Annotated in this window: 26 protein-coding genes and 1 riboswitch; of the genes, 13 read left to right on the top strand and 13 right to left on the bottom strand. The window is 60.2% G+C overall.

The genetic code is table 11. The features are described 5' to 3' along the window. Positions 1-61: 61 nt before the first annotated feature. Positions 62-799 (bottom strand): 30S ribosomal protein S2, encoded by a 738-nt coding sequence (gene rpsB / locus ACQUQP_RS04565; RefSeq protein WP_432697629.1) that lies wholly within the window; start codon positions 797-799, stop codon positions 62-64. Positions 800-1,067: 268 nt separating this feature from the next. Here rpsB and map point away from each other — a divergent pair, with 268 nt between their 5' ends. The 3 genes from map to ACQUQP_RS04550 are packed head-to-tail and all read left to right on the top strand — an operon-like array spanning position 1,068 to position 4,904. After that, positions 1,068-1,838 (top strand): type I methionyl aminopeptidase, encoded by a 771-nt coding sequence (gene map / locus ACQUQP_RS04560; protein ID WP_432697628.1) that lies wholly within the window; start codon positions 1,068-1,070, stop codon positions 1,836-1,838. Positions 1,839-1,877: 39 nt separating this feature from the next. After that, the gene (locus tag ACQUQP_RS04555) at positions 1,878-4,574 is read left to right on the top strand and encodes a [protein-PII] uridylyltransferase (RefSeq protein WP_432697627.1); all 2,697 of its coding nucleotides are present in this window, start codon (positions 1,878-1,880) and stop codon (positions 4,572-4,574) included. A gap of 36 nt (positions 4,575-4,610) precedes the next feature. After that, positions 4,611-4,904: a DUF1244 domain-containing protein gene (locus ACQUQP_RS04550; RefSeq protein ID WP_432697626.1), complete on the top strand. Its 294-nt coding sequence runs from the start codon at positions 4,611-4,613 to the stop codon at positions 4,902-4,904. A gap of 4 nt (positions 4,905-4,908) precedes the next feature. On the opposite strand, the gene ACQUQP_RS04545 is transcribed toward ACQUQP_RS04550, so the two are convergent. Both ACQUQP_RS04545 and ACQUQP_RS04540 read right to left on the bottom strand, forming a co-directional pair. After that, a complete protein-coding gene (locus tag ACQUQP_RS04545) occupies positions 4,909-5,376 on the bottom strand; it encodes an LPP20 family lipoprotein (RefSeq protein WP_432697625.1) in 468 nt (155 codons plus the stop codon). A gap of 19 nt (positions 5,377-5,395) precedes the next feature. Further along, positions 5,396-6,106 carry a FlgO family outer membrane protein gene (locus tag ACQUQP_RS04540; protein ID WP_432697624.1) on the bottom strand — a complete coding sequence of 237 codons (711 nt, stop codon included), beginning with the start codon at positions 6,104-6,106 and terminating at the stop codon, positions 5,396-5,398. Positions 6,107-6,258: 152 nt separating this feature from the next. On the opposite strand from ACQUQP_RS04540, the gene ACQUQP_RS04535 reads away from it, so the two are divergent. Together ACQUQP_RS04535 and zapB are read left to right on the top strand one after the other, a co-directional pair. Continuing rightward, complete coding sequence (locus ACQUQP_RS04535) at positions 6,259-7,437, top strand: flagellar assembly protein T N-terminal domain-containing protein (RefSeq protein ID WP_432697623.1); 1,179 nt, start codon at positions 6,259-6,261, stop codon at positions 7,435-7,437. A 70-nt stretch (positions 7,438-7,507) separates the two neighbouring features. Then, positions 7,508-7,702, top strand: a complete 195-nt coding sequence (zapB, locus tag ACQUQP_RS04530; protein ID WP_432697622.1) for a cell division protein ZapB — start codon at positions 7,508-7,510, stop codon at positions 7,700-7,702. Positions 7,703-7,755: 53 nt separating this feature from the next. On the opposite strand, the gene ACQUQP_RS04525 is transcribed toward zapB, so the two are convergent. Next, positions 7,756-8,409, bottom strand: a complete 654-nt coding sequence (locus tag ACQUQP_RS04525) for an OmpA family protein (protein ID WP_432697621.1) — start codon at positions 8,407-8,409, stop codon at positions 7,756-7,758. Positions 8,410-8,675: 266 nt separating this feature from the next. Here ACQUQP_RS04525 and ACQUQP_RS04520 point away from each other — a divergent pair, with 266 nt between their 5' ends. Both ACQUQP_RS04520 and ACQUQP_RS04515 read left to right on the top strand, forming a co-directional pair. After that, the gene (locus ACQUQP_RS04520; RefSeq protein WP_432697620.1) at positions 8,676-10,586 is read left to right on the top strand and encodes a beta-ketoacyl synthase; all 1,911 of its coding nucleotides are present in this window, start codon (positions 8,676-8,678) and stop codon (positions 10,584-10,586) included. Positions 10,587-10,605: 19 nt separating this feature from the next. Further along, positions 10,606-11,001, top strand: a complete 396-nt coding sequence (locus ACQUQP_RS04515; protein ID WP_432697619.1) for a hypothetical protein — start codon at positions 10,606-10,608, stop codon at positions 10,999-11,001. Between the two features lie 46 nt (positions 11,002-11,047). On the opposite strand, the gene ACQUQP_RS04510 is transcribed toward ACQUQP_RS04515, so the two are convergent. Both ACQUQP_RS04510 and ACQUQP_RS04505 read right to left on the bottom strand, forming a co-directional pair. After that, the gene (locus tag ACQUQP_RS04510; protein ID WP_432697618.1) at positions 11,048-11,824 is read right to left on the bottom strand and encodes a TatD family hydrolase; all 777 of its coding nucleotides are present in this window, start codon (positions 11,822-11,824) and stop codon (positions 11,048-11,050) included. A 94-nt stretch (positions 11,825-11,918) separates the two neighbouring features. Beyond that, complete coding sequence (locus ACQUQP_RS04505; protein ID WP_432697617.1) at positions 11,919-13,502, bottom strand: peptide chain release factor 3; 1,584 nt, start codon at positions 13,500-13,502, stop codon at positions 11,919-11,921. A gap of 303 nt (positions 13,503-13,805) precedes the next feature. On the opposite strand from ACQUQP_RS04505, the gene ACQUQP_RS04500 reads away from it, so the two are divergent. Together ACQUQP_RS04500 and ACQUQP_RS04495 are read left to right on the top strand one after the other, a co-directional pair. Beyond that, complete coding sequence (locus tag ACQUQP_RS04500; protein ID WP_432697616.1) at positions 13,806-15,065, top strand: ATP-binding protein; 1,260 nt, start codon at positions 13,806-13,808, stop codon at positions 15,063-15,065. After that, entirely contained in the window at positions 15,062-15,592 is a 531-nt protein-coding gene (locus ACQUQP_RS04495) for a response regulator transcription factor (RefSeq protein WP_432697615.1), read from the top strand. The genes ACQUQP_RS04500 and ACQUQP_RS04495 overlap by 4 nt, the downstream gene beginning before the upstream one ends. Positions 15,593-15,620: 28 nt before the next feature. Here ACQUQP_RS04495 and ACQUQP_RS04490 read toward each other — a convergent pair whose 3' ends face one another. The 4 genes from ACQUQP_RS04490 to ACQUQP_RS04475 form a co-directional block, all read right to left on the bottom strand. Beyond that, the gene (locus ACQUQP_RS04490; protein ID WP_432697614.1) at positions 15,621-16,289 is read right to left on the bottom strand and encodes an energy-coupling factor ABC transporter permease; all 669 of its coding nucleotides are present in this window, start codon (positions 16,287-16,289) and stop codon (positions 15,621-15,623) included. 87 nt (positions 16,290-16,376) lie between these two features. Beyond that, positions 16,377-16,826: a ribosomal protein S18-alanine N-acetyltransferase gene (rimI, locus tag ACQUQP_RS04485; RefSeq protein ID WP_432697613.1), complete on the bottom strand. Its 450-nt coding sequence runs from the start codon at positions 16,824-16,826 to the stop codon at positions 16,377-16,379. Next, on the bottom strand, positions 16,819-17,694 hold the full coding sequence (locus ACQUQP_RS04480) for a hypothetical protein (RefSeq protein ID WP_432697612.1): 876 nt from the start codon (positions 17,692-17,694) through the stop codon (positions 16,819-16,821). Before ACQUQP_RS04480 ends, rimI begins: the two co-directional genes overlap by 8 nt. 28 nt (positions 17,695-17,722) lie before the next feature. Next, positions 17,723-19,264: a 2-isopropylmalate synthase gene (locus ACQUQP_RS04475; protein ID WP_432697611.1), complete on the bottom strand. Its 1,542-nt coding sequence runs from the start codon at positions 19,262-19,264 to the stop codon at positions 17,723-17,725. Between the two features lie 184 nt (positions 19,265-19,448). Between ACQUQP_RS04475 and ACQUQP_RS04470 the strand changes: the two genes are divergently transcribed. Continuing rightward, a complete protein-coding gene (locus ACQUQP_RS04470) occupies positions 19,449-20,603 on the top strand; it encodes a MalY/PatB family protein (RefSeq protein ID WP_432697610.1) in 1,155 nt (384 codons plus the stop codon). Positions 20,604-20,610: 7 nt separating this feature from the next. On the opposite strand, the gene epmA is transcribed toward ACQUQP_RS04470, so the two are convergent. Both epmA and efp read right to left on the bottom strand, forming a co-directional pair. Continuing rightward, a complete protein-coding gene (gene epmA, locus ACQUQP_RS04465; protein WP_432697609.1) occupies positions 20,611-21,582 on the bottom strand; it encodes an EF-P lysine aminoacylase EpmA in 972 nt (323 codons plus the stop codon). 46 nt (positions 21,583-21,628) lie between these two features. Continuing rightward, a riboswitch (cyclic di-GMP riboswitch) is annotated at positions 21,629-21,705 on the bottom strand. A gap of 208 nt (positions 21,706-21,913) precedes the next feature. Beyond that, a complete protein-coding gene (gene efp, locus ACQUQP_RS04460; protein WP_432697608.1) occupies positions 21,914-22,477 on the bottom strand; it encodes an elongation factor P in 564 nt (187 codons plus the stop codon). A 149-nt stretch (positions 22,478-22,626) separates the two neighbouring features. Between efp and epmB the strand changes: the two genes are divergently transcribed. Together epmB and ACQUQP_RS04450 are read left to right on the top strand one after the other, a co-directional pair. Continuing rightward, positions 22,627-23,661, top strand: a complete 1,035-nt coding sequence (gene epmB, locus ACQUQP_RS04455) for an EF-P beta-lysylation protein EpmB (RefSeq protein WP_432697607.1) — start codon at positions 22,627-22,629, stop codon at positions 23,659-23,661. A 128-nt stretch (positions 23,662-23,789) separates the two neighbouring features. Further along, positions 23,790-24,338 carry a hypothetical protein gene (locus ACQUQP_RS04450; RefSeq protein ID WP_432697606.1) on the top strand — a complete coding sequence of 183 codons (549 nt, stop codon included), beginning with the start codon at positions 23,790-23,792 and terminating at the stop codon, positions 24,336-24,338. A 3-nt stretch (positions 24,339-24,341) separates the two neighbouring features. Here the strand turns inward: ACQUQP_RS04450 and ACQUQP_RS04445 are convergent, their stop codons facing one another. Further along, positions 24,342-24,662 carry a DUF1820 family protein gene (locus tag ACQUQP_RS04445; protein ID WP_432697605.1) on the bottom strand — a complete coding sequence of 107 codons (321 nt, stop codon included), beginning with the start codon at positions 24,660-24,662 and terminating at the stop codon, positions 24,342-24,344. Positions 24,663-24,835: 173 nt separating this feature from the next. On the opposite strand from ACQUQP_RS04445, the gene miaB reads away from it, so the two are divergent. Then, the gene (gene miaB, locus ACQUQP_RS04440) at positions 24,836-26,176 is read left to right on the top strand and encodes a tRNA (N6-isopentenyl adenosine(37)-C2)-methylthiotransferase MiaB (protein ID WP_432697604.1); all 1,341 of its coding nucleotides are present in this window, start codon (positions 24,836-24,838) and stop codon (positions 26,174-26,176) included. The last annotated feature ends 15 nt before the right edge of the window (positions 26,177-26,191 follow it).

Raw genomic sequence — 26,191 nt, 5'->3', positions numbered from 1 at the left:
AGGGGAGCCAGGCTCCCCTTAACGAATCGCTCAAGCTTAATAGCAGCCTTTGACAGCCCGATTACTCGGCTGCGTTCTGCTCTTCAACTTCAACGAATTCGCTCTTATCTCCAGCGTTTTCGCCAGCGCCTTCGACACAAGCATCGGCAACAGACTGCGCGTAGATCTGGATCGCACGCAGCGCGTCGTCGTTACCCGGGATAACGTGATCGATACCGTCCGGGTTGCTGTTGGTGTCGACGATACCAATAACCGGGATACCCAGTTTGTTGGCTTCGTTCACAGCGATACGCTCGTGATCAACGTCGATGACGAACAGCGCGTCAGGCAGACCGCCCATGTCCTTGATACCGCCGATAGACAGCTCCAGCTTTTCCATTTCGCGAGTACGCATCAGCGCCTCTTTCTTGGTCAGCTTCTCGAAGGTGCCATCCTGAGACTGAGCTTCGAGCTCACGCAGACGACGGATAGACTGGCGAATAGTCTTGTAGTTGGTCAGCATACCGCCGAGCCAGCGGTGGTTGACGTAAGGCATGCCAGCACGGCTTGCTTCTTCTTTCACTACCTTCGCAGCAGCGCGCTTGGTACCGACGAAGAGAACCTTGTTCTTGTTGGCAGCCATACCCTTGACCACGTCCAGCGCAGAGTTCAGCGCCGGCAGAGTGTGCTCAAGGTTGATGATATGGATTTTGTTGCGTGCGCCAAAGATGAACTGAGACATCTTCGGGTTCCAGTAACGGGTCTGGTGACCGAAATGAACGCCTGCCTTGAGCAGGTCACGCATGCTTACTTTAGCCATTCTGATTTTTCCTCTGAACGGGTTAAAACCTCCACATATCCCACCGTCCAACCGCGTTAGCAGCACCCAGGAGCGGCGTGTCGACATGTGTGTGTTTTGTTATGTGCCTGAGGCACGGAATTTTGGGAGCGCTTTTATACCACAAACCCCGATTGGTTTGAAGTCGCCTTTCTCTGTCAGGTCGTTTTTCGCTACAATTCCCCTTTTCCACCCTTAGCAATCAGCGATGCCCTGTCGGACATCCTGCCTAAGCAACCAGCGGAGCCTTATGAGCATCACTATCAAAACCCCGGAAGAGATCGAAAAAATGCGCGTCGCTGGCCGCCTGGCCGCCGAAGTCCTCGAGATGATCGAGCCGCATGTCGTTCCCGGCGTTACCACCGAGGAGCTGGACCGCATCTGCCACGATTACATCGTCAACGAGCAGAAAGCGATCCCGGCGCCCCTCAACTACCACGGCTTCCCGAAATCGATCTGTACCTCGGTAAACCAGGTTGTCTGCCACGGTATTCCCAACAACAAGAAGCTCAAGCAGGGCGACGTTCTTAATATAGACATCACGGTCATCAAGGATGGTTACCACGGCGATACCAGCAAGATGTTCTTCCTCGGCGACGTAGCGCCCCATGCCAAACGTCTGTGCCAGGTAACCCAGGAATGCATGAATATGGGTATCGAACTGGTCAAGCCGGGCGCACGCCTGGGCGATATCGGCGCTGTGATCCAGAAGCACGCGGAAAGCAACCACTACTCCGTCGTACGCGAGTACTGCGGTCACGGCATCGGCGCCGGTTTCCATGAAGACCCGCAGGTACTGCACTACGGCCGTGCCGGCACCGGTGAAGTGCTGGAAGAGGGAATGTGCTTCACCATCGAGCCGATGATCAATGCCGGCAAGCGCCAGGTTAAACTGAACAAGCGTGACGGCTGGACCGTAGAGACAGCAGACCGACGCCTGTCTGCTCAATACGAGCACACCATCCTGGTCACCGCCGATGGTCACGAGATCCTGACCCTGAGAGCGGAAGAGAAGCTCTGATCTGATCCGCCCGACCCGCTGCAAGGGAGCACCCCTGTCATGAAAACCCGTAACCAGGCTGCAGAGCAGTTTGCCCGCTATCTCGATATCGACGCGCTGCAACTTGAGCTCGAGGACAACCCGCCCTTCAAGGTACTGAAAAAGGCACTCAGCGAATCGCGTCAGACGATGGATGCAGCCTTTACCCAGGGCGAGGATATCCGTCACCTGATCTACGGCCGGGCCTGGGTACTGGACCAGATACTGACACTGGCCTGGAACCGCTTTGACTGGCCCGAAGGCGATAAAGTCGCACTGGTCGCGGTGGGCGGCTACGGCCGCGGTGAGCTGCATCCGTTTTCGGACGTGGATATCCTGATCCTTGCGGATGGCGTCAACGCGGAAAGTTTCGAGGGCAGTATCAGCGGTTTTCTGACACTGCTCTGGGATATCGGCCTGGAGATTGGTTCCAGCGTACGCACCATTGACGACTGCTACCAGGAAGCGATGAAGGACATCACCATCGCCACCAACCTGATCGAGTCGCGCACCCTGGTGGGTAACGAGCGCCTGCAGGAGGAGATGTACGAACGGGTCACCTCAGAAGGCGCCTGGACCGACAAGGAGTTCTTCCGTGCCAAGTACGCCGAGCAGGTCGAGCGCCACAAGAAGACCAACAACACCGAGTACAACCTGGAACCGAACCTGAAGAACTCGCCCGGAGGTCTGCGCGATCTGCAGACCATCGGCTGGGTCGCCAAGCGTCACTTCGGTGCCACCTATATCAGGGACCTGGTTGACCACGGCTTCCTCACCGAGTCGGAACTGGATGCCCTCAACAGCGGCGAGCTCTACCTCTGGACCGTGCGCTATGCGCTGCACATGATCAGCGGACGCCGCGAAGACCGGCTGCTGTTCGACCACCAGCGCGCCCTGGCGGAGTTCTTCAAATACAAGGACGACGAAGGCGCACTCGCGGTCGAGCAGTTCATGAGCAAGTATTACCGCGTCGCCAAGGCGATGTCGGAATTCAACGACATGCTGCTGCAGTACTTCGACGAGGTTATTCTGCGAGCAGACGAAGAGCAGCACATGCGCCCGCTCAACAACCGCTTCCAGGTGCACAACGACTACCTGGAGGTCACCTACGACAAGGTGTTTGAATACCACCCGTTCGCGCTGATGGAGCTGTTCGTCCTGATGGCCCACAATCCGGACATCAAGGGAGTACGCGCCTCCACCATCCGCCTGATCCGCAACCACCGTCACCTGGTTGACGATACCTTCCGTAATGATATCCGCAACACCTCCCTGTTCATGGAGCTGCTGCGTTCACCGGAAGGCGTCTCCACCGAGCTCAAGCGGATGAACCGCTACGGTATTCTCGGCCGCTACCTGCCGGAGTTCGGCCGTATCGTCGGCCAGATGCAGCACGACCTGTTTCACATCTACACCGTGGACGCCCACACGCTGAAAGTGATTCAGATGATGCGCCAGTTCCGCCACCGCGAGCATCGCGACACCCTGCCGGTCGCCTATCGCGTGGTGAACCACCTGCCAAAGATCGAGCTGCTGTATATCGCCGGCCTGTACCACGATATCGCCAAGGGGCGCGGTGGCGATCATTCCGAGCTGGGCGCGGATGACGTTATCGCCTTCTGCCGCCGCCACCATATCGCCCAGTGGGATACCCAGCTGGTGGCCTGGCTGGTGCGCAACCACCTGAAGATGTCGATGACCGCCCAGCGCCGCGACCTGTCGGATCCGCAGGTGATCCACACCTTCGCCGAGCAGGTCTGCGACAGCATCCACCTGGATTATCTCTACGTGCTCACCGTGGCCGACATCAACGCCACCAACCACACATTGTGGAACAGCTGGCGTGCCAGCCTGCTGCGCCAACTCTACATGGAGACCAAGCGCGCCCTGCGCCGCGGCCTGGAAAACCCGGTCAACAAGACCGAGCGCATCGCCCAGGTCCAGCACGAGGCACTGCTGGCGCTCTCCCGTATGGGGGTATCGGAACAGGCGGCCAAAACACTCTGGGAAAGCCTCGGCGACGAGTACTTCCTGCGCGAAGAGCCCAAGGCGATCGCACACCACACCCAGGCGATTCTTGAGCACCCCTCGCCGGAAATCCCTCTGGTTACCCTGGAGAAGACCTCCTACCGCAGTCACGAGGGTGCCACCGAGATTTTCATCTACACCAAGGATGTTCCCAACCTGTTTGCGGCCACGGTATCAACACTGGACCAGCTGCAGCTCAGCGTTCAGGACGCGCGCATTATCGTCAGTGACAACGGCTACGCGCTGAACAACTACACCGTGCTGACCGATGACGACCAGCCGCTTTCAGACAACCCGGACTACCTGAACAATATCCGTCAGCGACTGATCGAGGAGCTGGACGACCCGGACGACTACCCCGACATCGTGCAGCGCCGGGTGCCGCGACAGCTGAAGGCGTTTGCCACCAAGACCCGGGTGCTGATCAGCAACGACCCCAGCCTGCAGCAGACGGTACTGGAGGTGATCACCGCCGACCGTCCCGGACTGCTGGCACGTATCGGCCATATCTTCGTTGAGTTCGGCATCACCCTGCGCAAGGCGAAGATCGCCAACGTGGGCGAGCGCGTAGAGGACTTTTTCTTCATTACCGACCTCAACGACCAACCGATCAGCGACCCGCAGCTGTGCGAAACGCTGCAGAAGGCGATCTGCGAGCAGCTCGACGAGCACGTCCAGCACAGCCAGTAAACCGCCCTGTAAAGCGCCTGATAACGAGAGAACGACATGGATAAACAGACACAGACCGACATCGAAGCCGCCGTGTTCCGCCGCCTGCTGGAGCACCTGAATGAGCGCAAGGATGTGCAGAACATCGACCTGATGAACCTGGCAGGATTCTGCCGCAACTGCCTGTCGAAGTGGTATTCAGCCGCCGCACAGGAGCGCGGCGAGTCCGTGGATTACGAACAGGCCCGCGAGCTGGTTTACGGCGAACCGTACAGCGACTGGAAGAAGAAGTATCAGAAAGAGGCGAGCGCAGAGCAGCTGGCCGCCTTCGAGCAAAGCCAGCAGAAATAAACAGTCAGTCGGCGGCGCGTATCCAGGCGCGCTGCACCTGGCTCAGGTCCACCTCGAGCACCGTGGCGTAGGTATCGTCCTGTACCGGGTAACTCTTGACCACCCGGGCGCCACGCACGATGCCCGCCACGGCCGTTTTGAAGCGGTCGTTGCTGATCACCAGGTCATCCACCTGGGTGGTACCGTACAGGTACTGCCCGTGAATCACCCCTGCCAGCTCCTGGTAAGCACGCAGTTTGGACGCCCGCATCGCCATCAGAACTTTCTGCTGATGCGTCTCCCCCGGCTGCAGACTGATCGGCGCATAGCCGGTGGCACGGACCCAGTGCGGCTCGGCCGTCTGTTCGATACGCGGCGTGCTGTCCGCATCCGGCATCGCATCCACGGTATCGGAAAAGCCCCGGGCTAGCGTTTCACAGCCGGCCAGCATGACCAGAGCGGCCAGCGCCAATGCGCATTTGAGTTTATTCACAGCGTCCTTCCTGCTCGGCTCAGCGGTCTAAACCTGCCGGCCCCTGTCGATTTTCGATAATCATACCCGACTGCAACGCCTTGAGCGGATCATAGCCGGGCCACTGCCCCTCAAGACGAGAGGTGGGTATGTGGGTCTGTCCGGAGGCCAGCACCTGGCGCGTGGTGGTATCCAGCACCCGGGCGTTGATAACCAGACCGCCCGGCTGACGCGCATAGGTGCCGGTCAACACAAAATAGATCCGGTGGGTCCGGCGCAGCAGTGACAGCGACGAGGGATCAAGTACCGGCTTGGTGCTGGTGGTCAGGCTGACGGCGCGGTAATCCACCAGGTTGTAGCCCAGGTGTTCCAGCTGGAAGATAAAGCTGTCGCTGAGTCGCTCGCCCACCGGGCCGACCTGGTCTCGCTGCATCAGGTCATGAAACTTCAGTACCGCCATCGGCAGACGACGGATACGGTTTTCATCCAGTCCGTTTGCCAGCTGGCCGGCCAGTTGCTGCACCGCTTCACTGATCGGGTCGATACCCTCATTACTTTCATCCACACGCGTCAGGGCGGCCGTTCTGCCCTGGCGGCCGCTTTCGACACCCGGGTTCAGCAGGGAATCCACCTGGGACAGCGCCTCGGGCCCAAACCTTTCCACCTGAACAGGCTCCAGCTGTTCATGTCGGGCACAACCGGACAACAGCAAAAGCAGCGCTACGCCCAGTCCACCTGTCACCTTGATCATCGGCGCTTCATCCTCTGAGGTTTATAACCGGGTAGCGGCCCGGCGACATTACTATCCCAAACGGCTCTATGCTACATTCTCGCAAAGCCTGTCACTACTGTATCGGTCAGCCTCGGTCTATGTTGAGTACTCTTCGCCCTCTGCTTGCTGTTTTGACACTTCTGATTGCGCTGCCGGCCGAAGCGATCCAGGTGGAAGCCGAAGGCCGCGCACTGGTGATCAACGGCGATATCAGATCCGCCCGGGAGCAGGCGATCGCCGATGCCCGCCAGGCCGCCTCGCTGCAGGCGGCTGCCTACATCTCCACCACCCAGGAGATTCGTGATGGTGTGCTCGAGGTCGACGACATGAAGATCCAGACCTTCGGCAGCGTCAGCGAGGTGGAAGTCCTGGATGAGCGGATCGAAAACAAGATGCTGATCGTGCGCATCAACGCCGAGGTCACAGAAGACGCCTTCTGCCCCTCACCCAGGGCACTGAACTACCGCAAACGCGTGGCATTGACGCTGTTCCCGCTCAGCGACCCGGCCCAGGCCAGCAGCGGTACTCTGGGCGAGATCCAGTCGCGGTTACCCAGCCTGCTGGCGTCGCAACTGCAACAGAGCCGCGCGATTGAGCCACTGGATTTTTCCGGCAACAACCTGGTTCAGAATACAGCCACCGCACCAACCCACCAACTGCCGGAAGGCAGCCTGAGCAACGCCCTGAACGCCAGCGACCAGCTCAACGGTCAGTTTATCGTCAGTGGTGTCATCCGGGACATGTCGATGCGGATGCCGGCCGGTCCCGGCGAGCCCAACATCCTCAACCACTGGTACAACGAAGCGGACTACAAGAGCCAACGCCACCTGCGCAACCTGGCCGTTGAACTGTTTGTCTATGACGGCCTCAGCGGACAACTGCTGGAGCGTAAACTGTTTACAACCCGGGGGCGCTGGACACGCCCCACCGAGGAGCGCACCGGTTTTGGCAGCGCCCTGTTCTGGCAGCAGGACTACGGCAGGCAGGTGAAATCGTTGATCGAGAGCGCCGGCACCTGGCTGGATGAGCAGCTGCGCTGCGAGCCGCTGGCCACCCGTATCAGCCGCAGCAGCGGCGACCAGGTCTGGATAGAGGCGGGCAGCGCCCAGGGGCTGAAAACGGGCGATAACCTTTCTATTCTGCGCCGCATGACCTTTTACGATGACCAGATGCGCGCCTACTCGGAACTCAACGAAACCCGGATCAATCTCAAGCTCGAGCAGGTACAGCCAGGCTTTTCCCGCGGCCGTATTGTCGGCGACAGCCTCAGCCACAACATCCAGCGCGACGACATCGCCGTGCTGAGATGATTGACACTTCCCCTCCCCCCTCTTAGTCTGCGCGCGGACAAAAGCCGCGTGTAGAGATGGGAGTACATTGATGTCGAGCGAGATCTTTTCCGAACTGGAAAGCAAACTGGATTCACTGATTGAAGAGGTAGAGACCCTGCGTCTGGAGATCAGTGAACTGCGTGAAGTCCGTGACGGACTGAAAGCGGAGCAAAACGAGACCGAAGGGCGCCTGCAGCGTTTGCTTGGCAAGTTCGATCGACTGGAAGAAAGCGCCTCTCTCTGAGCGGGTGCGAGGGCGCGGTCGCTGGACCACGCCCCTCCTTTCACGCTACCCGATTAACGCCGGGTACCGCGAATCCTCACCTCAACACGACGGTTGATAGCACGCCCTGACGCACTGCTGTTATCCGCGATCGGGTTACGCTCACCGTAGCCGACTGCGTTAACACGCAGCCTGTCGACACCGATGGACATCAGGTACTGAGCCACCGACACGGCACGACGCTCGGACAGCTGCTGGTTGTACTCGGCGCTGCCGGTGGAGTCGGTATAGCCTTCCACAGCAACCTGGGTTTTCTCAAACTCCATCAGCACCTTGCCGACGGAATCAAGTACCGGGTAGAAACCGGCATCGACCCGCGAACTGTCAGTGGCAAAGGTGATATTGCCCGGCATGACCAGTCGAATATCATCACCGACCCGCTCTACGCGAACGCCGGTACCCTCAAGTTCCTGGCGCAGAATCATCTCCTGCTGATCCTGGTAGTAACCGATACCACCACCGATCGCGCTACCGAGCAGAGCCCCTGCCAGCGCGCCCTCACTGTCATCAGCGATAATCGCCCCCAGAGCGGCACCGCCGAGAGCACCGATGCCGGCCCCCTTGGTCGCCTGGGAGGTCTTCTGCTCCTGCGTATAGGGATCCAGAGTGGTACAGCCACCCAGCAACGCCAGAGACAGTGCCGAAGCGACGGCTAGTTTAACGTTCATTCTCTTGCTCCGTTTGTTCATTCCAGAAAACACCCTCTTGCTGACCGATGAAATGCCTACCGGTTCACTTACTTTTCTATTTAAACCAGCATAGCTTAACCGGGGATGAAAACGCCGTTTATTCCGCGCCTGCCGTGCCCTTGGGGTGACAGACCGCAAGGCCATGGCGTTGTTCACAGCTTCCCAGAAGGCCAGACTACCGATAAAATAACGGCAGCCGTTTTTTGCATTCTTCTTATCCGCGTTACCAGTCCAAGGAGTTCCCCTTGTCCTATCTTCCCGTCATTGTCGGTTTCGGTGGAATCAGCCCGGCCGGCCGAGCATCCTTTCATCATGGCTATCGCCGCCTGATCCTGGATAAGCTCGACACTGACAGTCGACAGGAGACCGTGATCGGCCTGGCTACGCTGATGGGGCTGGCCAGCTTTGAAGATGGCAGCTACCTCAACGACGCCGGCGAGCGCGTCAGCGAAGCGGAGCTTGCCGCTGCGGTAGAGAGTTCGGTTCTGGACAACACACTGGTCCGCCGCATCCACCCGGACTGGTTCGACGTACATGCACAGACCTTCAACCGCCCGGCGAACATCAAGGGCGACAACGACCTGCTCACCTTCCAGCTGCGCAAGCGTCAACTGCCCGCGCAGCTGCCGGAAAACTGGCAGGTAAAGGAGCTCGACGGCGGCCAGGTAGAGGTCAGCGTGCACGGACAGTGCAGCCTGATTTTCCCCGATACCCGCGAAGCCCAGGTGCAGAGCGCCGGCATGCTGCCCACGGGGTTCAAGCCCGGCACCCTCTATCAGTCGCGCAACCATCCGCGCGGCCTGCAGATGGCGGTATACGCGGCATCCGATGCACTCAGCTCCGTCGGCATCGATTACGCAGAGATCATGAGTCACCTGGCGCCGGATCAGATCGCGGTATTTGCCAGCAACTCGATCGGCCAGCTTGATGACCTCGGCTTTGGCGGTCTGACCAAATTCCCGGCCCTGGGCAAGCGCACCACCTCCAAGCAGATGCCGCTGGGTTACGCCCAGATGCCGGCCGACTTTATCAACGCCTACCTGCTCGGTAACGTCGGCACCACCGGCGGCGCCCTCGGTGCCTGCGCCACTTTCCTCTACAACCTCAAGAGCGGGGTCGATGCGATCCGCAGCGGCGCCTGCAAACTGGCGATGATCGGCGGCTCAGATGCACCGGTCACCCCGGAAATCATCGAAGGCTTCCGCGCCATGGGCGCCCTGGCTGAAGACCGCCAGCTGGCTGCCCTGGATGGCCTCGATCAACTGAGCGAAGAGCACTACCGTCTGGCCTGCCGCCCGTTCGGTGACAACTGTGGCTTCACCATCGGCGAGTCCAGCCAGTTCCTGGTACTGATGAGCGATGACCTGGCACTGGATATTGGCGCCGATATTCACGGCTGCGTGCCGGATGTTTACGTCCATGCCGACGGCCACAAGAAATCGATCTCGGCCCCCGGCGTGGGTAACTACATGACGCTGGGCAAATCGGCTTCGCTGATTCGCAGCATGCTCGGCGACGACTCACTGCGCCAGCGCAGCTATGTGCACGCCCACGGCACCAGCACGCCGCAGAACCGGGTCACCGAGTCCCACGTGATCAACGAAATCGCCCGCGCCTTCGATATCCAGGACTGGACCGTCTCTGCGGTGAAAGCGTTTATCGGTCACTCCCAGGGCACCGCCGGTGGCGACCAGATCATGGCGGCGCTGGGGCAGTGGCGCTACGGTATCGTTCCGGGCCTGACCACCACCTCGGCCATCGCCGATGATGTTCACCAGAGCCACCTGAACCTGCCGTTGCAGCATCTGGATCTCGGCACTGCCGCAATGGATTCTGTGCTGGTCAACGCCAAGGGCTTCGGTGGCAACAACGCCACCGCCTGTATTCTGTCGCCCCAGGTCACCGAAAGCCTGCTGGCGAAACGCCATGGCGACAAGGCTCTGACCGGCTGGCAGCAGCGCCGGGAAAGCACCCGGGCAAAAGCCGCCGAATACGACCAGCTGGCCACGCGCGGCCTGGCACGACCGGTCTACCTGTACGACCACCAGGTACTGACCGGCGAAGATTTGACGATCAGCGACCACCAGATCAAGCTGCCGGGTTACAGCAACCCGATCAGCCTGGACCTGGAAAACCCTTACAAGGACATGTGTTGATATGCGCACTGGAGGCAAGATGAGAACCGCACTGACGGCCGGCCTGATAGCTCTCTCGCTGACCGGCTGTGGCGGCGATTTTCTGAAGCAGGACCCGACCGTAAGCCAGTTCTACACCCTGGATACCGACAAGCTGCTGCTCTGCCAGGGATTGAGCAAAAGCTGCCGCGACCTGATTCCGATCGCCTCAGCCCAGCACCTGGTGCCGAAAATCGAGCAGGCCTACGATGGTGAACTGACCGGCCCCAACTACCCGATCAACCTGGCACGCATGCTCATCGACCCACCCAACGGCGGCTACAAGGCCTCACCGGTAGATGAGAACGGCCGCTACGTGCAACTGCCGATCAACGCGCAGACCGATACGGTCTGGGATGTGCTGAAGCAGGCCCACGATTCCATCTACAACAACTGATCCAGGCGCCAGCTGCTCGCACTACGCCAGCAGCTGAAGCCAACAACTAAAGCCTCAGCAGGTCGGTCACCGTGCGACTGGTGGTTTCGGCCACCTCGGCGACCGGTATGCCACGCAATTCAGCGATGATTCGCGCCACATCCGCCACGCGCATCGGCTCATTGGGCTGGTCGCGCCAGTCGCTCAGCGCCATATCCGGTGCATCGGTTTCCAGCACTATCGCCTGCAGCGGCAGCTCAGCTGCCAGGCTGCGCAGTTTGGTCGCGCGGGTATAGCTTATCGCCCCACCGAAGCCCAGTTTGAACCCCAGCTTGAGATACTCCTCGGCCTGCTGCCGGCTGCCGGAAAAGGCATGTACGATCCCCGCCCGCGGCAGTTTAAACCGCCTGAGCTGCTTCAGCATCTGGTCATGGGCCTTGCGCACATGCAGCAGCACCGGCAGATCAGTAGCCCGGGCTATCTTCAGCTGCCCGACCAGCAGCTCCGTTTGCACCACCTCATCGAAGCCGTCGATCTGAAAATCCAGTCCTATCTCGCCAATCGCCACCAGCGCTGCACGCTGACGTTCAACCTCCTCCGCCAGACGATCCAGATCAGCGCGACGATGCTGCGCCATAAAGTACGGGTGTAGGCCCAGTGCCGGGTACAGCGCTACCCCATGGGGCGCGGAGCGGCACAAAGACAGGCAGCGCGACCAGTGCTCAGCGGTTATACCCGGCACCACAATGGCCCCCAACCCCGCCGCGCGGGCACGGGCAATGACCTGATCACGACAGGTGTCGAAAACGGGAAAATCCAGGTGGCAGTGGGAGTCGATCAACATGTGCCGCAGTATGGCACAGTTAACGCCTGCGAAAGATGAGAAGGAAGGTAAAGAGAAAGAAGAGGCCGCCTGGAAACGGCGGCCTCGGCAGCGATCAGTGCTCGCGCGTCGAACGGAACGCGATATCGGGCCAACGCTCTTCGGTCAGGGACAGGTTGACGCGGGTCGGCGCCAGGTAGGTGAGCAGGCCTGAGCCATCGTAAGCCAGGTTCTCGTAGGCCTTGCGCTCAAACTCATCCAGCATCTTGTTGTCCGTGCACTCGACCCAGCGTGCGGTCGCCACGCTGATCCCCTCGTAAACACACTCCACCTTGTACTCATCCTTCAGGCGGAACATGACCACGTCAAACTGCAGCTGACCGACAGCCCCGAGCACCAGGTCGTTGTTCTTCATCGGCTGGAACAGCTGTACCGCGCCCTCTTCCGACAGCTGCTGCAGACCTTTCTGCAACTGTTTCATCTTCAGCGGGTCGGTGGGACGTACACGACGGAAGATCTCCGGCGCAAAGTGCGGAATGCCGGTGAACTTCAGCAGCTCACCCTCGGTGAAGGTGTCGCCGATCTGGATGGTACCGTGGTTATGCAGACCGATAATATCGCCGGACCAGGCGGTATCCACGTTTTCACGATCACCTGCCAGGAAGGTCACCGCATCGGCGATCTTCACATCCTTGCCGATACGCACATGCTTCATCTTCATACCGCGGCTGTAGGCCCCGGAGCAGATACGCATAAACGCAATGCGGTCACGATGCTTGGGATCCATGTTCGCCTGGATCTTGAACACGAAACCGGAGAACTTCTCTTCGGTAGACGCCACATCGCGGGTTTCAGTGCCACGGGCAGGCGGTGCCGGTGCCCAGTCGACGAAGTCGTCCAGCATCTCGCGTACACCGAAGTTACCCAGTGCGGTACCGAAGTAGACAGGGGTCAGCTTGCCGGTCAGGTAGGCCTCCTGATCCCATTCATGGGTCGCGCCACGTACCAGTTCGATCTCATCGACAAACTCTTCATAGTCGTCGTCCAGCAGCGCCTTAGCCTCGTCAGACTCCAGCCCCTGAATCAGCTTCTCCTCGGCCAGGGTATGACCCATGCCCGGGGTGAACAGGTGCAGGGTATCGGTATAGAGGTTGTAGACGCCCTTGAAGCGCTTGCCGGAAGCGATCGGCCAGTTGATCGGCGCCGCCTGGATCTTGAGCACCTCCTCGATCTCATCAAGCAGCTCGATGGGGTCGCGGATATCGCGGTCGAGTTTGTTGACGAAGGAGAAGATCGGCGTGTCACGCAGGCGACAGACATCCATCAGCTTGATGGTGCGTTCCTCGACACCCTTGGCGCCGTCCACCACCATCAACGCCGAGTCCACGGCGGTCAGGGTGCGGTAGGTATCTTCAGAGAAGTCCTCGTGCCCCGGGGTGTCGAGCAGGTTGACGATCCGCTCCTTGTACGGGAACTGCATCACCGACGAGGTGATGGAGATACCACGTTCCTGCTCCATGCTCATCCAGTCGGACGTGGCATGCCGGTCACTGCCGCGGCCCTTGACGGTACCGGCCACCTGGATCAACTGACCGATCAGCAGCAGCTTTTCGGTGATCGTAGTCTTACCGGCGTCGGGGTGGGAGATGATGGCAAAGGTACGTCGCTTGGCGACTTCTTGCGGGACAGGATTGGACATCGCTTTGGGTCTTCCAGAATTGCATAGCTGATCGATCGGCCCACAGGCCGTCGACAGGTGATCGGTTAGAAAGTGCGCTATTCTCGCTGATCAGAGGCCGATGAACAATCGATCAGAGCTTAAATCGGCCCGCTTACCCGCTAATCCGAGGCAAAAGGCAACAAATACCGGCCAGATTTCCGGCGCGGTGAGCTGTTGGCGGACGATACCGAAAGGCGCTTCAGGTCTGCGACATTCTGCCCCATGAGCGAATGTAAACGACAGAGTACAATACGGCAGTTACCGCCACTGAGTTGACGCAACATGCCCGGTTATCACGAGACCCTTTTACAGCTGACCTACACCCGCGTCCTGATTCTGTTCGGTCTCGGTATTCTGATACTCGCCGCCGTCTACTTTGTCGGCGCCGGCGTCAATGTCTGGCTGATCAGTGCCACCCTGGGGATGATGGCACTGATCAACCTGTTCACCTATGCGCGTCTGCATTCGCAATGGCCGGTCACCGAGACCGAACTGTTCTCCCAGCTCTGTGCCGATGCCATTCTCTACGGCGCGCTGATCTACCAGACCGGCGGTGCCACCAACCCGTTTATCTTCCTGCTGCTGATCCCCCTGCTGATATCGGCGGCCACACTCTCCTGGCGTTTCACCTGGCTGATGGCGGTCATTGTGGTGCTGTTCTACAGCTCTCTGCTGCGCTACTACCTGCCGGTACTGCCGCCAAAAACCGAGCACCACTTCAGCCTGGCCGCCCTGTTTGACCTGCATATCATCGGTATGTGGCTGAATTTCCTGCTGACAGTGCTGCTGATCACCTGGTTTCTGGTGCGTATGCAACACGCCATGCGGCAACAGGAGCGGCGCCTTAATCGCGAGCGGGAACGTCGCCTGCGCGATCAGCAGATGATCTCTCTGGCTACCTTCGCGGCCGGCACCGCCCATGAACTGGGCACGCCGCTGTCGACCATGAGCGTCATCCTGAAAGATATGGCACTGACCCATAAAGACCCGGAAACCGCCGAGGATATCGCCCTGCTGCAACAGCAGGTCGGCGCCTGCTCCGAGCGGCTGCAGGCGATGGCTCGCAGCGCACGCGATGCGGATGCCAGTCAGCCGAAGCCAGTAGACCGGCTGCTGGACGAACTGCTCGATGAGTGGCAGATAATCCGCCCCCAGGCGCAGTACCGGCAGCCGATCATAAAACAGGGGGACGCCCCCGAGGTTGCCACCAGCCCGCAGTTGAAACAGGCGCTGACCAACCTGTTCAACAACGCCGCCGATGCCTCGGACGAACCACTGGAGATCGAACTGGACTGGGATAAAAACGATATCTGGCTGCGCATTCATGACCAGGGACCCGGCCTGCCGCTTAGCAGCTCGGCCAACCTGGGACGGCCGTTCGTGACCACCAAGGGCAAAGGACTGGGCATTGGCCTGTTTTTGACCGCCACAACGCTGTCCCAGCACGAGGGCGAGGTGCGCCTGTACGACCACCCGAAAGGCGGTACACTGACGGAAGTCCGGCTACCCGTCGTGCCACAGCACACCCAGGAGGCAGAGTGAGCGAGAAGTTTCTCGTGGTCGATGACGACCCTACCTTTACCCGCGTACTGGCACGCTCGCTGACCCGGCGGGGCTTCAGTGTCAGCGTCGCGCGCAATGTTGAAGATGCGCTAAGCCAGGCCCGGCAGGAGACCCCTGCACTGGCCAGCGTTGACCTGAAGATGGAAGGTCCTTCCGGGCTCGAGCTGATCGAGGGGCTGAAAGCGCTGAACCCACAGATGAGAATCCTGATCCTGACCGGCTACGCCAGCATTGCCACCGCCGTCGATGCGATCAAGCTTGGCGCCAGCAACTACCTGCCCAAGCCCGCCGATGCGGACCAGATACTCGCCGCCCTGAACCATGAACAGGTGGACGTCGCGCAGGAGATCAGCGCCGACCCCATGTCGGTGAACCGGCTGGAGTGGGAGCACATTCAGAAGGTACTGGCGGAACACGACGGCAACATCTCCGCCACCGCACGCGCGCTGGGAATGCACCGGCGCACCCTGCAGCGCAAACTGCAGAAACGCCCGGTCAGGCGCTGATTCCCGCCGCTAACGGAAAGAAAAATCCTTACTGCTCATCGATATAGCGGCGCGCATCGAAGGTGCGGATCCAGTCCGGGTGAAACACCATCATGCCGGTCATGATGATGCCGTTGAGCAGGCCTTCCGGGAACATAATCAGCGGCAGGTAGCGCACGTATTCGTGGTAGATCTTGCTCCAGGGATAGACGTCTGCCAACCAGAGCAGCGACCCCATCGACAATCCCCCCGCCGCTGCGGCCACTCCGCCTCCCAGAAAAGCGCAGAGGAAGAGATAAACAAAGAAATTACGCGGCAGCCAGGCCTCGACTGTTCTCAGCACGCCCAGGCTGACCAGCGCCGGAATCACCACAAAACAGAGTGCATTCAACGGTAACGCCTGCCAGCTCTCACGTCCGATCAGCGCCAGCCCGATCAGCGCCGCACTGCCGGCGCAGAGCGCCAGATCCCAGCCAAACATCAGGGTCAGGGTGGTCATACCAACAAAATGGATCGACAGACCGGGGGAGATACCGGCACGCATGGTCCACATCAGCATCAGCACAACCGCTGCACCGAACAGCAGATGCTGAATACCGCGCTCACGCTTCAATACACCCCAGGGAAGCCGCCAGAGTGCGAACGCCATAATACCGAGATAAAGCAGTGCCGAGATGCCCAGCCAGAGCCCGGACACCAGTCCGTCATTTGGAGTCATTGGCTAAATTCCACTGCGCCAGTGAGGAAGTTACGTCCAGTGTAAAACATTGGATCGGCCTGCCGCAGCGGCGGCAACTGACACAGATCAATCCAGCCCAAGGGTAAAGAGCAGTGCATCCTCGCTGCCATCCTCGGCGGCGTAATAGTTGCGTCGGCGCCCGCTGGGCGTCCAGCCGCAATGCTGATAAAGCCGCTGGGCGGCATAGTTGGACTCGCGGACCTCGAGGTGACAGCTGGCAACACCTTGCGCAGCCAGCCCTGACTGCACGGTCCTGAGCATAGCGGCAGCCAGCCCCTCGCCCTGACGCGCAGGGTCCACACCGATACGCAGCAGCTCCGCTTCATCCAGCACCACGCCGAACAGTAGAAAGCCGAGCGCGACGTCGGCTTCCATCAATAACCAGCAACGGTAGCGTTTGGGATTCGAGAGCCAGCCGAGCCAGATTTTTTCCGACCAGGCCTCATCGAAACAGCGATCGTCGAGTCTGCGCAAAATCGCCAGATCGTTTTTATTCGCCGGGCGCAGGTCAGCCATTGCCAGTCCGCGCTCGCAGCGGCTGGATATCCCGCCAGATGCCGGCTTTCATCTCGGGAAGTTGCAGCGCCTCACTGAGACTGTGACTGGCGACACAGGCGATACCGCCCTGCAGCGTGAAGCGGATGCCGCGCAGCACATCCAGCCCCTCTTCCCGGCCCAGCAGCCATTGCGCAGCACTCTCGCCAAGCAGCAAGGCGCCACGTACCGGTTTCAGCGCCAGCGTCAGTTCCAGCTTGCGGGCGACCGCTTTCGCCAGCTCATCCGGCCCCTGATTCAGCGACGCGCCTGCTAACACAGGCCAGGAGAGCAGCGAGGCATCGCTCGGCGCTTCGCTCTGCCCCAGTGCCGTCAGTATGCCCCGCAACAGGCGCTGATGCTGTTGCCCAAAACCCTGACGGCCCGCCGGTGGCAGACTGTCTACCACCAGCAGATCGCCCGCCAACACAAACGCCAGCTTGACTCTCGGCGCTTCGACACGCGGGCCCGGACGCGCGGAAACCCTGGGTGCTTCCATCTCGTCTTTGCTGACGGCTTGCTGAGCTGCCGGCTTGGGCTTGGACTTAGTCTCAGCAGCCATCTCCAGGTCCAGCGATGCACGTGCTGCCGCTCGCGCCTCCTGTCCAGCGGCACTGGGCATTAGCGGCGCTGTCTCCGGGGCAGCAGTCGCCACCGCCTCGCGGGCGGCCTGGGCAGGCTCAACCGAATCAGGTTCTTCCGAGTCCCAGACATCTTCCTGGCCATGGACAAAACCGGATACCCAATCCGCCGAAGGCGCCGCGCCGGGCAGCGCGGTGCGCGGCAGCCAACTGGTAATGCCGATGGCACTCAGGTAGTCGTGTCTGTGCTGTTCCCGGGTAACGCTCACGCGGCTTTGTCCTTCACAACGGCGTCCTTCACACCTGAGGGTGCGCTTTCTGAATATTGGCGTCGAGCATGTTCAGGGCATGCAGATACGCCTTGCCCGAGGCAATAATGATATCGGTATCCGCACCCAGGCCGTTGACGATCCGCCCGCCTTTCTCCAGGCGCACAGTTACCTCACCCTGGGAATCGGTACCCTCGGTCACCGCATTGACCGAATAAATCAGCAGACTGGCACCTGAGTTGGCGACCTGCTCGATCGCCTTGAAGGTGGCATCCACCGGACCGCTACCCTGGGATTCAGCGGCATACTCTTCGCCACCGATCATCAGCTTCACGCTGGCTACCGGTATTTCACCGGTCTGGGAGGTGACGCTGAGGCTACTGAGGCGGTATTTTTCGCTGGCCGCTTCGGCGCGGGCATCACTGACCAGCGCCATCAGGTCTTCATCGAAGATCTCGTGTTTCTTGTCCGCCAGTTCCTTGAAACGGGTAAAGGCGGTATTCAATTCGGCATCGGTCGCAAAGCTGGTACCCAGCTCTTCCAAGCGTGCGCGGAAGGCGGCACGGCCTGAGTGCTTGCCCAGCACCATGCGGTTGGTGTTCCAGCCCACATCCTGGGCGGTCATGATCTCGTAGGTTTCGCGATGCTTGAGCACGCCATCCTGATGGATGCCGGATTCATGCGCAAAGGCGTTGGCACCGACGATCGCCTTGTTGGGCTGCACTGGGAAGCCCGTGACGCTGGAGACCAGGCGCGAGGCGGGTACGATCTGGGTCGTATCGATAGCCGTTTCCAGACCGAGCATATCCTTGCGGGTGCGCAGCGCCATAACGATCTCTTCCAGCGCGGCGTTACCGGCACGTTCACCGAGACCGTTGATGGTGCATTCCACCTGGCGGGCACCGGCACTGACTGCGGCCAGGGAGTTAGCCACCGCCAGTCCCAGGTCGTTGTGGCAGTGCACGGAGAAGATCGCCTTGTCGGCATTGGGAATGCGCCGCAGCAGTTCGGCGATGCGGTTACCGAACTCTTCCGGCACGGCGTAACCAACCGTATCGGGAATGTTGATGGTGCGTGCGCCAGCATCGATCACGCGCTCGATGATACGGCACATGAAATCCATCTCGGAGCGGCTGGCGTCTTCCAGTGAAAACTCCACATCGTCGATCAGGCCACGGGCACGGGTAACGGCGCGCACGGCGCTTTCGACCACCTGATCCGGATCCATCTGCAGCTTGTACTTCATGTGGATCGGCGAGGTGGCGATAAAGGTGTGGATACGACCGGAGTTCGCCTCGCGCAGCGCCTCACCTGCGCGGTCGATATCCGCATCCAGCGCCCGGGACAGGGAACAGACGGTGCTGTCCTTGATCGTGCGCGCGATCGCCTGCACCGACTCGAAGTCACCAACGCTGGCGATGGCGAAGCCCGCCTCGATCACATCCACCCGCATCCGTTCCAGCTGTCGCGCAATGCGTAGCTTTTCGTCTCGCGTCATCGATGCGCCCGGGCTCTGTTCGCCGTCACGCAGGGTGGTATCAAAAACTATGACTCGATCCTGGCTACTCATGGTGTTCTCCGAATTCTTTGGCTCGCACAGCCTGTAACGATATGGGCTACAGTATACAGCCCATGGAGGGTGGATGCGGCGCTAATATAGCGCCTGAACACCTGCTTTAAAACAGGGTGCTGCGACCGGCATTCACTATGGGTTAACCTAACCTCACCGACAACAGCCAGATCGAAGGGTAAGCATGTCTCCGACCGATTTCGACCGACTGATCGACCGCCGCGACACCGCCAGCCAGAAATGGGAAAAGTATCGCGACCAGGAAATCCTGCCGATGTGGGTAGCCGACACCGATTTCATGGCGCCCCCCTCGGTACTTGCAGCCCTGCACGAACGTGTCGATCACGGTGTGTTCGGCTATACCAATACGCCTGCAACACTGAACGAGCGGGTCTGCGAAAGACTGCAGCGACGCTATGACTGGACCGTCAGCAGCGATCAACTGGTCTGGCTGCCGGGGCTGGTCTGCGGCCTGCACCTGGCCTGCCGCGCCGCCACCGAGCCGGGTGCGACGGTGATGACACCGCAGCCGATCTACCCGCCATTCATGTCGGCGCCGAGGCTATCGGAGCGGGAGATGTTGACCCTGCCGATGGTCCGCGACAACGGTCGACTGCGCATCGACTTCGACGCGCTGGAGCAGGCGATCACCCCCGCCACTCGCCTGCTGCTGTTCTGCAACCCGCACAACCCGGGCGGCACCGTCTATCGCCGAGAGGAGCTGGAGCAGCTTGGTCAGATTGTTCTGCGCCACGATCTGCTGGTCTGCTCCGACGAGGTCCACTGCGACCTGATTCTGGAGCCGGGGCTTGAGCATATTCCGCTGGCCTCGCTGAGCGAGGAGCTGGCGGCCCGCACCATCACCCTGATGGCGCCGAGCAAGACCTACAATATCGCCGGCCTCGGCTGTGCATTCGCGGTTATTCCTGACGCCCAGCTTAGGCGGCAGTTTCAACGCGTGCGCAAGGGAATCGTTCCCGATGTCAATCTGCTGGGTTACACCGCCGCAGAAGCGGCCTACGCCGATGGTGATGCCTGGAACGAGGCGCAGCTGAACTATCTGCGTGGCAACCGTGACTACCTGGTGGAACAGATCAACGCACTGCCCGGCCTGAAGCTGGACCCGATAGAGGCAACATACCTGGCCTGGATCGATGTCAGCGGCGCCAAGCTGGAAAACCCGGCCCACTTTTTCGAGCAGGCGGGCGTTGGCCTTTCACCAGGCAGAGATTTTGGTGATGACCGGTTCATGCGCCTGAACTTCGGCTGTCCACGCGCCTGGGTCGAGGAAGCGGTGGACCGGATCCGGCGGGGACTGCTGAACTCACTGCCCGCCTGAACCCGTTTCAGGCACGTTCAAAGCTGAACGGGATCACCTCGTCGATGCGTGCTGCACCCAGCGCCAGCATGGCCAGACGGTCGAAGCCTAGGGCGACGCCGGCACTGTCCGGCATCCCCGCCTCCAGCGCCGCCACCAGGCGCTGCTCCAGCGGACGCTGAGGTAATCCGAGCCCGGCGCGCTGGTTCTGATCCTGCAGCAGCCGGCGCGCCTGCTCCCGCGCATCGGTCAGCTCCTGGTAGCCGTTGGCCAGTTCGATACCGCGTACAAAAAGCTCAAAACGGGTGGCTACCGGGGTGCCGGTTTCATCCTCCACCACCTGCGCCAGCGCCGCCTGAGAGGCGGGAAAGCTGTGCACAAACACGGCACTCTGCAGCCGGGGTTCGATCACCTCGGACATCAGCAGGTTGAGCCAGGTATCCCTATCATCATCATCGAACGGTGCGTCGACATGCTCACGACAGCGACGCGCAAGTTCGGCGGCGCTGGCGCGGTGCGGATCCAGCCCCAGCTCACGCTGAAACAGCGCGCGGTAGCTGATCCGCTCTGCGCTGAACGCCGGGATCGCAGCCGCCACCAGCGCCTCCACCTCGTCCATCAACGCCCCTGCATCCCAGCCGGGCCGATACCACTCCAGCATGGTGAACTCCGGGTTGTGACGACTACCGGATTCACCATTGCGAAACACCTTGCCAAGCTGATAGATCGCTCCGCTGCCGGCCGCGAGGAGCCGCTTCATGGCGTATTCGGGCGAGGTCTGCAGGTAGAGCGAATGCGCCGGTTGCCCCGGTGCAGGACTGTAGGACGCCTCTATCGAGTCAATAAAGGGGTCACTGACGGCACAGTGGGAAAGCAGCTGGGTATCAACTTCGAGGACGTTTCGGGACGCAAAAAAATCACGGACAAGCGCCAGAAGCCGGGCACGGGACCGCAAGGAATCGATGGACGCACTGGGACGCCAGTCTTCACTCGGTAGCATTGAAAAAACCGGACTTGAGGAAAAGGTCGGTAGGGGGTGTCTCTCCTTCGGTAGCCCGGCGGTCTAATCCATTTAAACCCGTAGCTTTGCGCACCCGGTTACCCGAGATTGCCTTTTCGAGAGAGACTCTTTCGCTGGAATGCGGAATCGATATTTGGGCAACGTACAGGTTGGGCGGCCTGAACGCCTATCGATATCCGTATCAGCATGCTAGCAACAAAATCTGAGCAGCACCATCCCCGGTATCGATTAATTTTCAATCAGGGATACTGCTCTTATCCTGCGCTCTGCGGCACAGCAAAACGGCCCCGCCCGGGGGCCGTCGCAGCTATCAGGCGCGGCTGACGTATTCACCGGTACGGGTGTCGATTTTCAGCACTTCACCCCGTTCGATGAACAGCGGCACACGCACGACAGCACCGGTGCTCAGTGTCGCCGGCTTGGAGCCACCCTGAGCGGTATCGCCCTTAAGGCCCGGATCGGTTTCAACCACTTCGAGCTCGACAAAGTTCGGCGGCGTAACAGCGATCGGATTGTCGTTCCACAGCGTGATCAGGCACTTGTCCTGCTCTTTGAGCCACTTGCCGGCGTCGCCCACAGCGGCCTGGTCGGCAGCGAACTGTTCGAAGCTGCTCGGCTCCATGAAGTGCCACATTTCACCATCGTTGTAGAGGTATTCCATGTCACGGTCCATGACATCGGCGCCTTCCAAGGATTCGTTGGACTTGAAGGTCCGCTCCCAGATACGGCCGGTCATCAGGTTGCGCAGACGCACGCGGGTGAACGCCTGCCCCTTACCCGGTTTGACGAAATCTACATCGACCATGGTGCAGGGATCGCCATCGATCATTACCTTGAGGCCGTTTTTAAACTGGTTGCTGGAGTAAGTTGCCATTGGATGGTTCCGTTTTATGCTTGGATTAAGCTTAAAATCTTGCAAACGTGCCGGGAAAGCCGGCGGAAAAAGTGCGCTAAAGTGTACAGGGGAGGCTCCGGCCAAGTCCACCTGCATGGACTTGATAGACGGGGGACTGATTCGGCAGAATGCCGCCCACCATCCCGTTGAAGAACCCGGACATGACCCTGACCTGGCCCGCCCCTGACGCCTGGCAACAGGCGCTGCGCAGCGCTGTTACCGATACAAACGAACTGCTTGCCCTGCTGGAGCTGCCGGCGGACCTCGCTGACGATCGCGCCCATGCGCAGTTTGAACTGCGCGTTCCCCGGGGGCTTGTCAGGCGAATGCACCGGGGCGATCCCCAGGACCCGATCCTGCTGCAGGTACTACCTCAGGGCCGGGAGATGACACCGGTCACCGGCTTCAGCACCGACCCATTGGCCGAGCTCGGCTCGAACCCGGTGCCCGGCGTGGTGCACAAGTACAGAGACCGCGTGCTGCTGATCGGCAGCGGCGGTTGCGCGATCAACTGCCGTTACTGCTTCCGGCGCCATTTCCCCTACCAGGAAAACCAGCTCGGCGGCGATCAGTGGCAGCAGGCACTCGCCTATATAGATGCGCACCCCGAGCTGCATGAAGCGATTCTTTCCGGCGGCGACCCGCTGGTAACACCGGACTCCCGCCTGGAGCGGATGATCGCGGACCTGGCCAAGCGTCCACACCTGAAGCGCCTGCGCGTCCACACCCGACTGCCTATCGTGATCCCCGAGCGCGTCACCGAAGGCCTGGTGTCAGCACTGACCGCCACCAGACTCAAGCCGGTGCTGGTCCTGCACTGCAACCACCCTCAGGAGATCGACGCCAGTGTCCGCGACGCCATCCGGCGGCTGATCGATGCCGGCGTCACCGTACTGAACCAGGCGGTGCTGCTGAGAGAGATCAACGACAGCGTGGACACCCTGCGTATACTGAGCGAAACCCTGTTCGAGTCGGGCGTGCTACCCTACTATCTGTTTGTACTGGACCCTGTTGCCGGTGCCGCTCATTTCGATATCGACGATGAAACGGCGAAACGGCTGGTGGCAGAGCTTCAGGCACAGCTGCCGGGGTACCTGGTACCACGCCTGGCACGGGAAGTGCCCGGAGAGCCATCGAAAACGCTGCTTGCACCCAAAGACTAAGGCCTGGGTTCAAACAAACGTTTGCAGCTGGCGGAGAAGTTTTATACAACACTTGTACAACGTTGAGCTGCTGAGAAATAGCTGTATTTCAGCAGCGCCAGAAATATCTAATCGCTGGGAGCCCATCCATGAAACAGCCGCAAAAGTCCTTCAAGGGGCTTGGTCGAATTGTGATTCCTGCCACCTGCGCAATGCTGCTGGCCGCCTGTGCCCAGAAACCGCAGCCGGTGGTACAGAAACCCGTCCCCAAGAAGGTTGAGCCGGCTCCGGTGCTGGTAATACGCGACATGCACCCGGCGGCACCGGAAAGCCGAGGCATAGTTGCGGCCCACATCGATTTCACCAACAACAGCAAGAACACCCTTGAATACGTCATGTTCAAGACCACCGCCTACACCAAGGACGGCGAGCTGGTGCAGGCCAAGAAAAGCGGACGTGACAATGCCTGGCTGCGCATAGCCGGTCCCTTTGCCCCGGGCCAGTCCAGTGGTGACAAGCGCTGGGAGAAAGTCTGGCAGAACAAAAACATCGCCTGCTTCCGTATCGATGGCGCTGAAGTGATCGATATCCAGGGCGTGGTCGAGTATTACAAGGCGGACCGCATCCAGCTGTCGCCGGCCCTGCTGGCCCGCGGCTCATGCGACGGCGCAGTCCAGCAGAACCTGGCTGCGCAGTAAGCATTACTGACGCTTTGGCGGGATGGTGGGGAAAGCCGTCACCGTCCCCTTAGCGTCAGTTATCTTGGCAACCCCTTCCTGGCGCACTTCATCGATGCGGATGATCGCCTGCATCGGCACGATCGAGCGCTTCACATCGTCAAACTGCTGCTTCAGCTTTTCCTCGGCCGGGTCCACGACCAGCTCGGAGCGGGAGCCGAAAATAAAACCCTCCAGCTCAACGAAGCCCCACATATCGCTGGGGTAAACGTGGCGTACGTAAAGCTCGTAGACTTTATCCTGGTTAACAAAGGCAACACGGTAAATAGGGTCTTCACTGGCCATCGCCTGCAACGTCTCCTGTGCAATCTGTCGATTGGCTGAAATATAGGGCCGGCCCGGGTAAAAACAAGGCTGCCGGCGCAGGTTTCCACTGTTCAATTTCTGGTCTGTGACTATGCTCTCACGTATAATACGCGGTCCTTAAATCTATACCCTCCCGAAGCAACAGGTGATTCATGGCGAAAAAGCTGTTTATCAAGACACATGGCTGTCAGATGAACGAATACGACTCAGCCCGCATGGCGGATCTGCTGGGCGAGAGCCACGCGCTCGAACTGACCGATAATCAGGACGATGCCGATGTACTGCTATTGAATACCTGTTCCATCCGGGAAAAGGCGCAGGAGAAGGTATTTCACCAGCTCGGCCGCTGGCGCAAGATGAAGGAAGCACGTCCCGACCTGATGATCGGTGTCGGCGGCTGTGTCGCCTCCCAGGAAGGCTCCGCCATTCTTGAGCGCGCGCCCTATGTAGACATGATTTTCGGTCCGCAGACCCTGCATCGCCTGCCAGAGATGATCAACGAAAGCCAGAAGGGCAGCGTCGGCATCGTCGACGTCAGCTTCCCGGAAATCGAGAAATTCGATCACCTGCCAGCACCCAAGGTTGAAGGCGCCGAGGCGTTCGTTTCCGTCATGGAAGGCTGCAGCAAATACTGCACTTTCTGTGTTGTGCCCTACACCCGTGGTGAAGAGGTGAGCCGCCCGCTCGATGACGTGATCGCCGAGTGTGTCGAGCTGGCAGAACAGGGCGTCCGCGAGGTCAACCTGCTGGGCCAGAACGTTAACGCCTACCGTGGCGCAACCTCTGATGGTGATGAGGCCGATCTGGCAGAGCTGATTCGCACCGTCGCGGCTATCGATGGCATCGACCGCATCCGCTTCACCACCAGCCACCCGGTGGAGTTCAGCGATTCGCTGATCGAGGTCTATGGCGAAGTGCCGGAGCTGGTCAGCCACCTGCACCTGCCGGTACAGAGCGGTTCCGACCAGGTACTGATGTCGATGAAACGTGGCCATACGGCACTGGAGTACAAATCCAAACTGCGCCGTATCAAGAAACTGCGCCCCGATATCAGCTTCTCCTCCGACTTCATTATCGGCTTCCCGGGAGAGACCGACCGTGATTTCGAGGCGACCATGAACCTGATCGCCGATATCGGTTTCGATGCCTCGTTCAGCTTCATCTACAGCCGCCGCCCCGGCACACCCGCCGCGGACCTGCCGGACGATGTCTCGGAAGAGACCAAGAAAGAGCGCCTGAAGATTTTGCAGGACCGGATCACCGCCCAGGCGATGCAGATCAGCCGCCGCATGGTGGACTCCACCCAGCGGATTCTGGTCAACGGTTACTCCAAGAAGGACCCGGGCCAGCTGTCCGGCCGCACCGAGAACAACCGCGTGGTGAACTTCCGCTGCGATAACCCGGACCTGATCGGGCACTTTGCCGACGTGAAGATTATCCAGGCCTACGCCAACTCCCTGCTGGGCGAGCTGGTTTCGTCAGAACTCGATTGAGACAAGCGCACTAAC

The sequence above is a fragment of the Marinobacterium sp. YM272 genome, assembly GCF_050908845.1.
In the GTDB taxonomy this organism is placed as follows: domain Bacteria; phylum Pseudomonadota; class Gammaproteobacteria; order Pseudomonadales; family Balneatricaceae; genus Marinobacterium_D.
The sequence above is the reverse complement of the archived record's forward strand: the minus strand, read 5'-3'. Positions and strand labels throughout refer to the sequence as shown.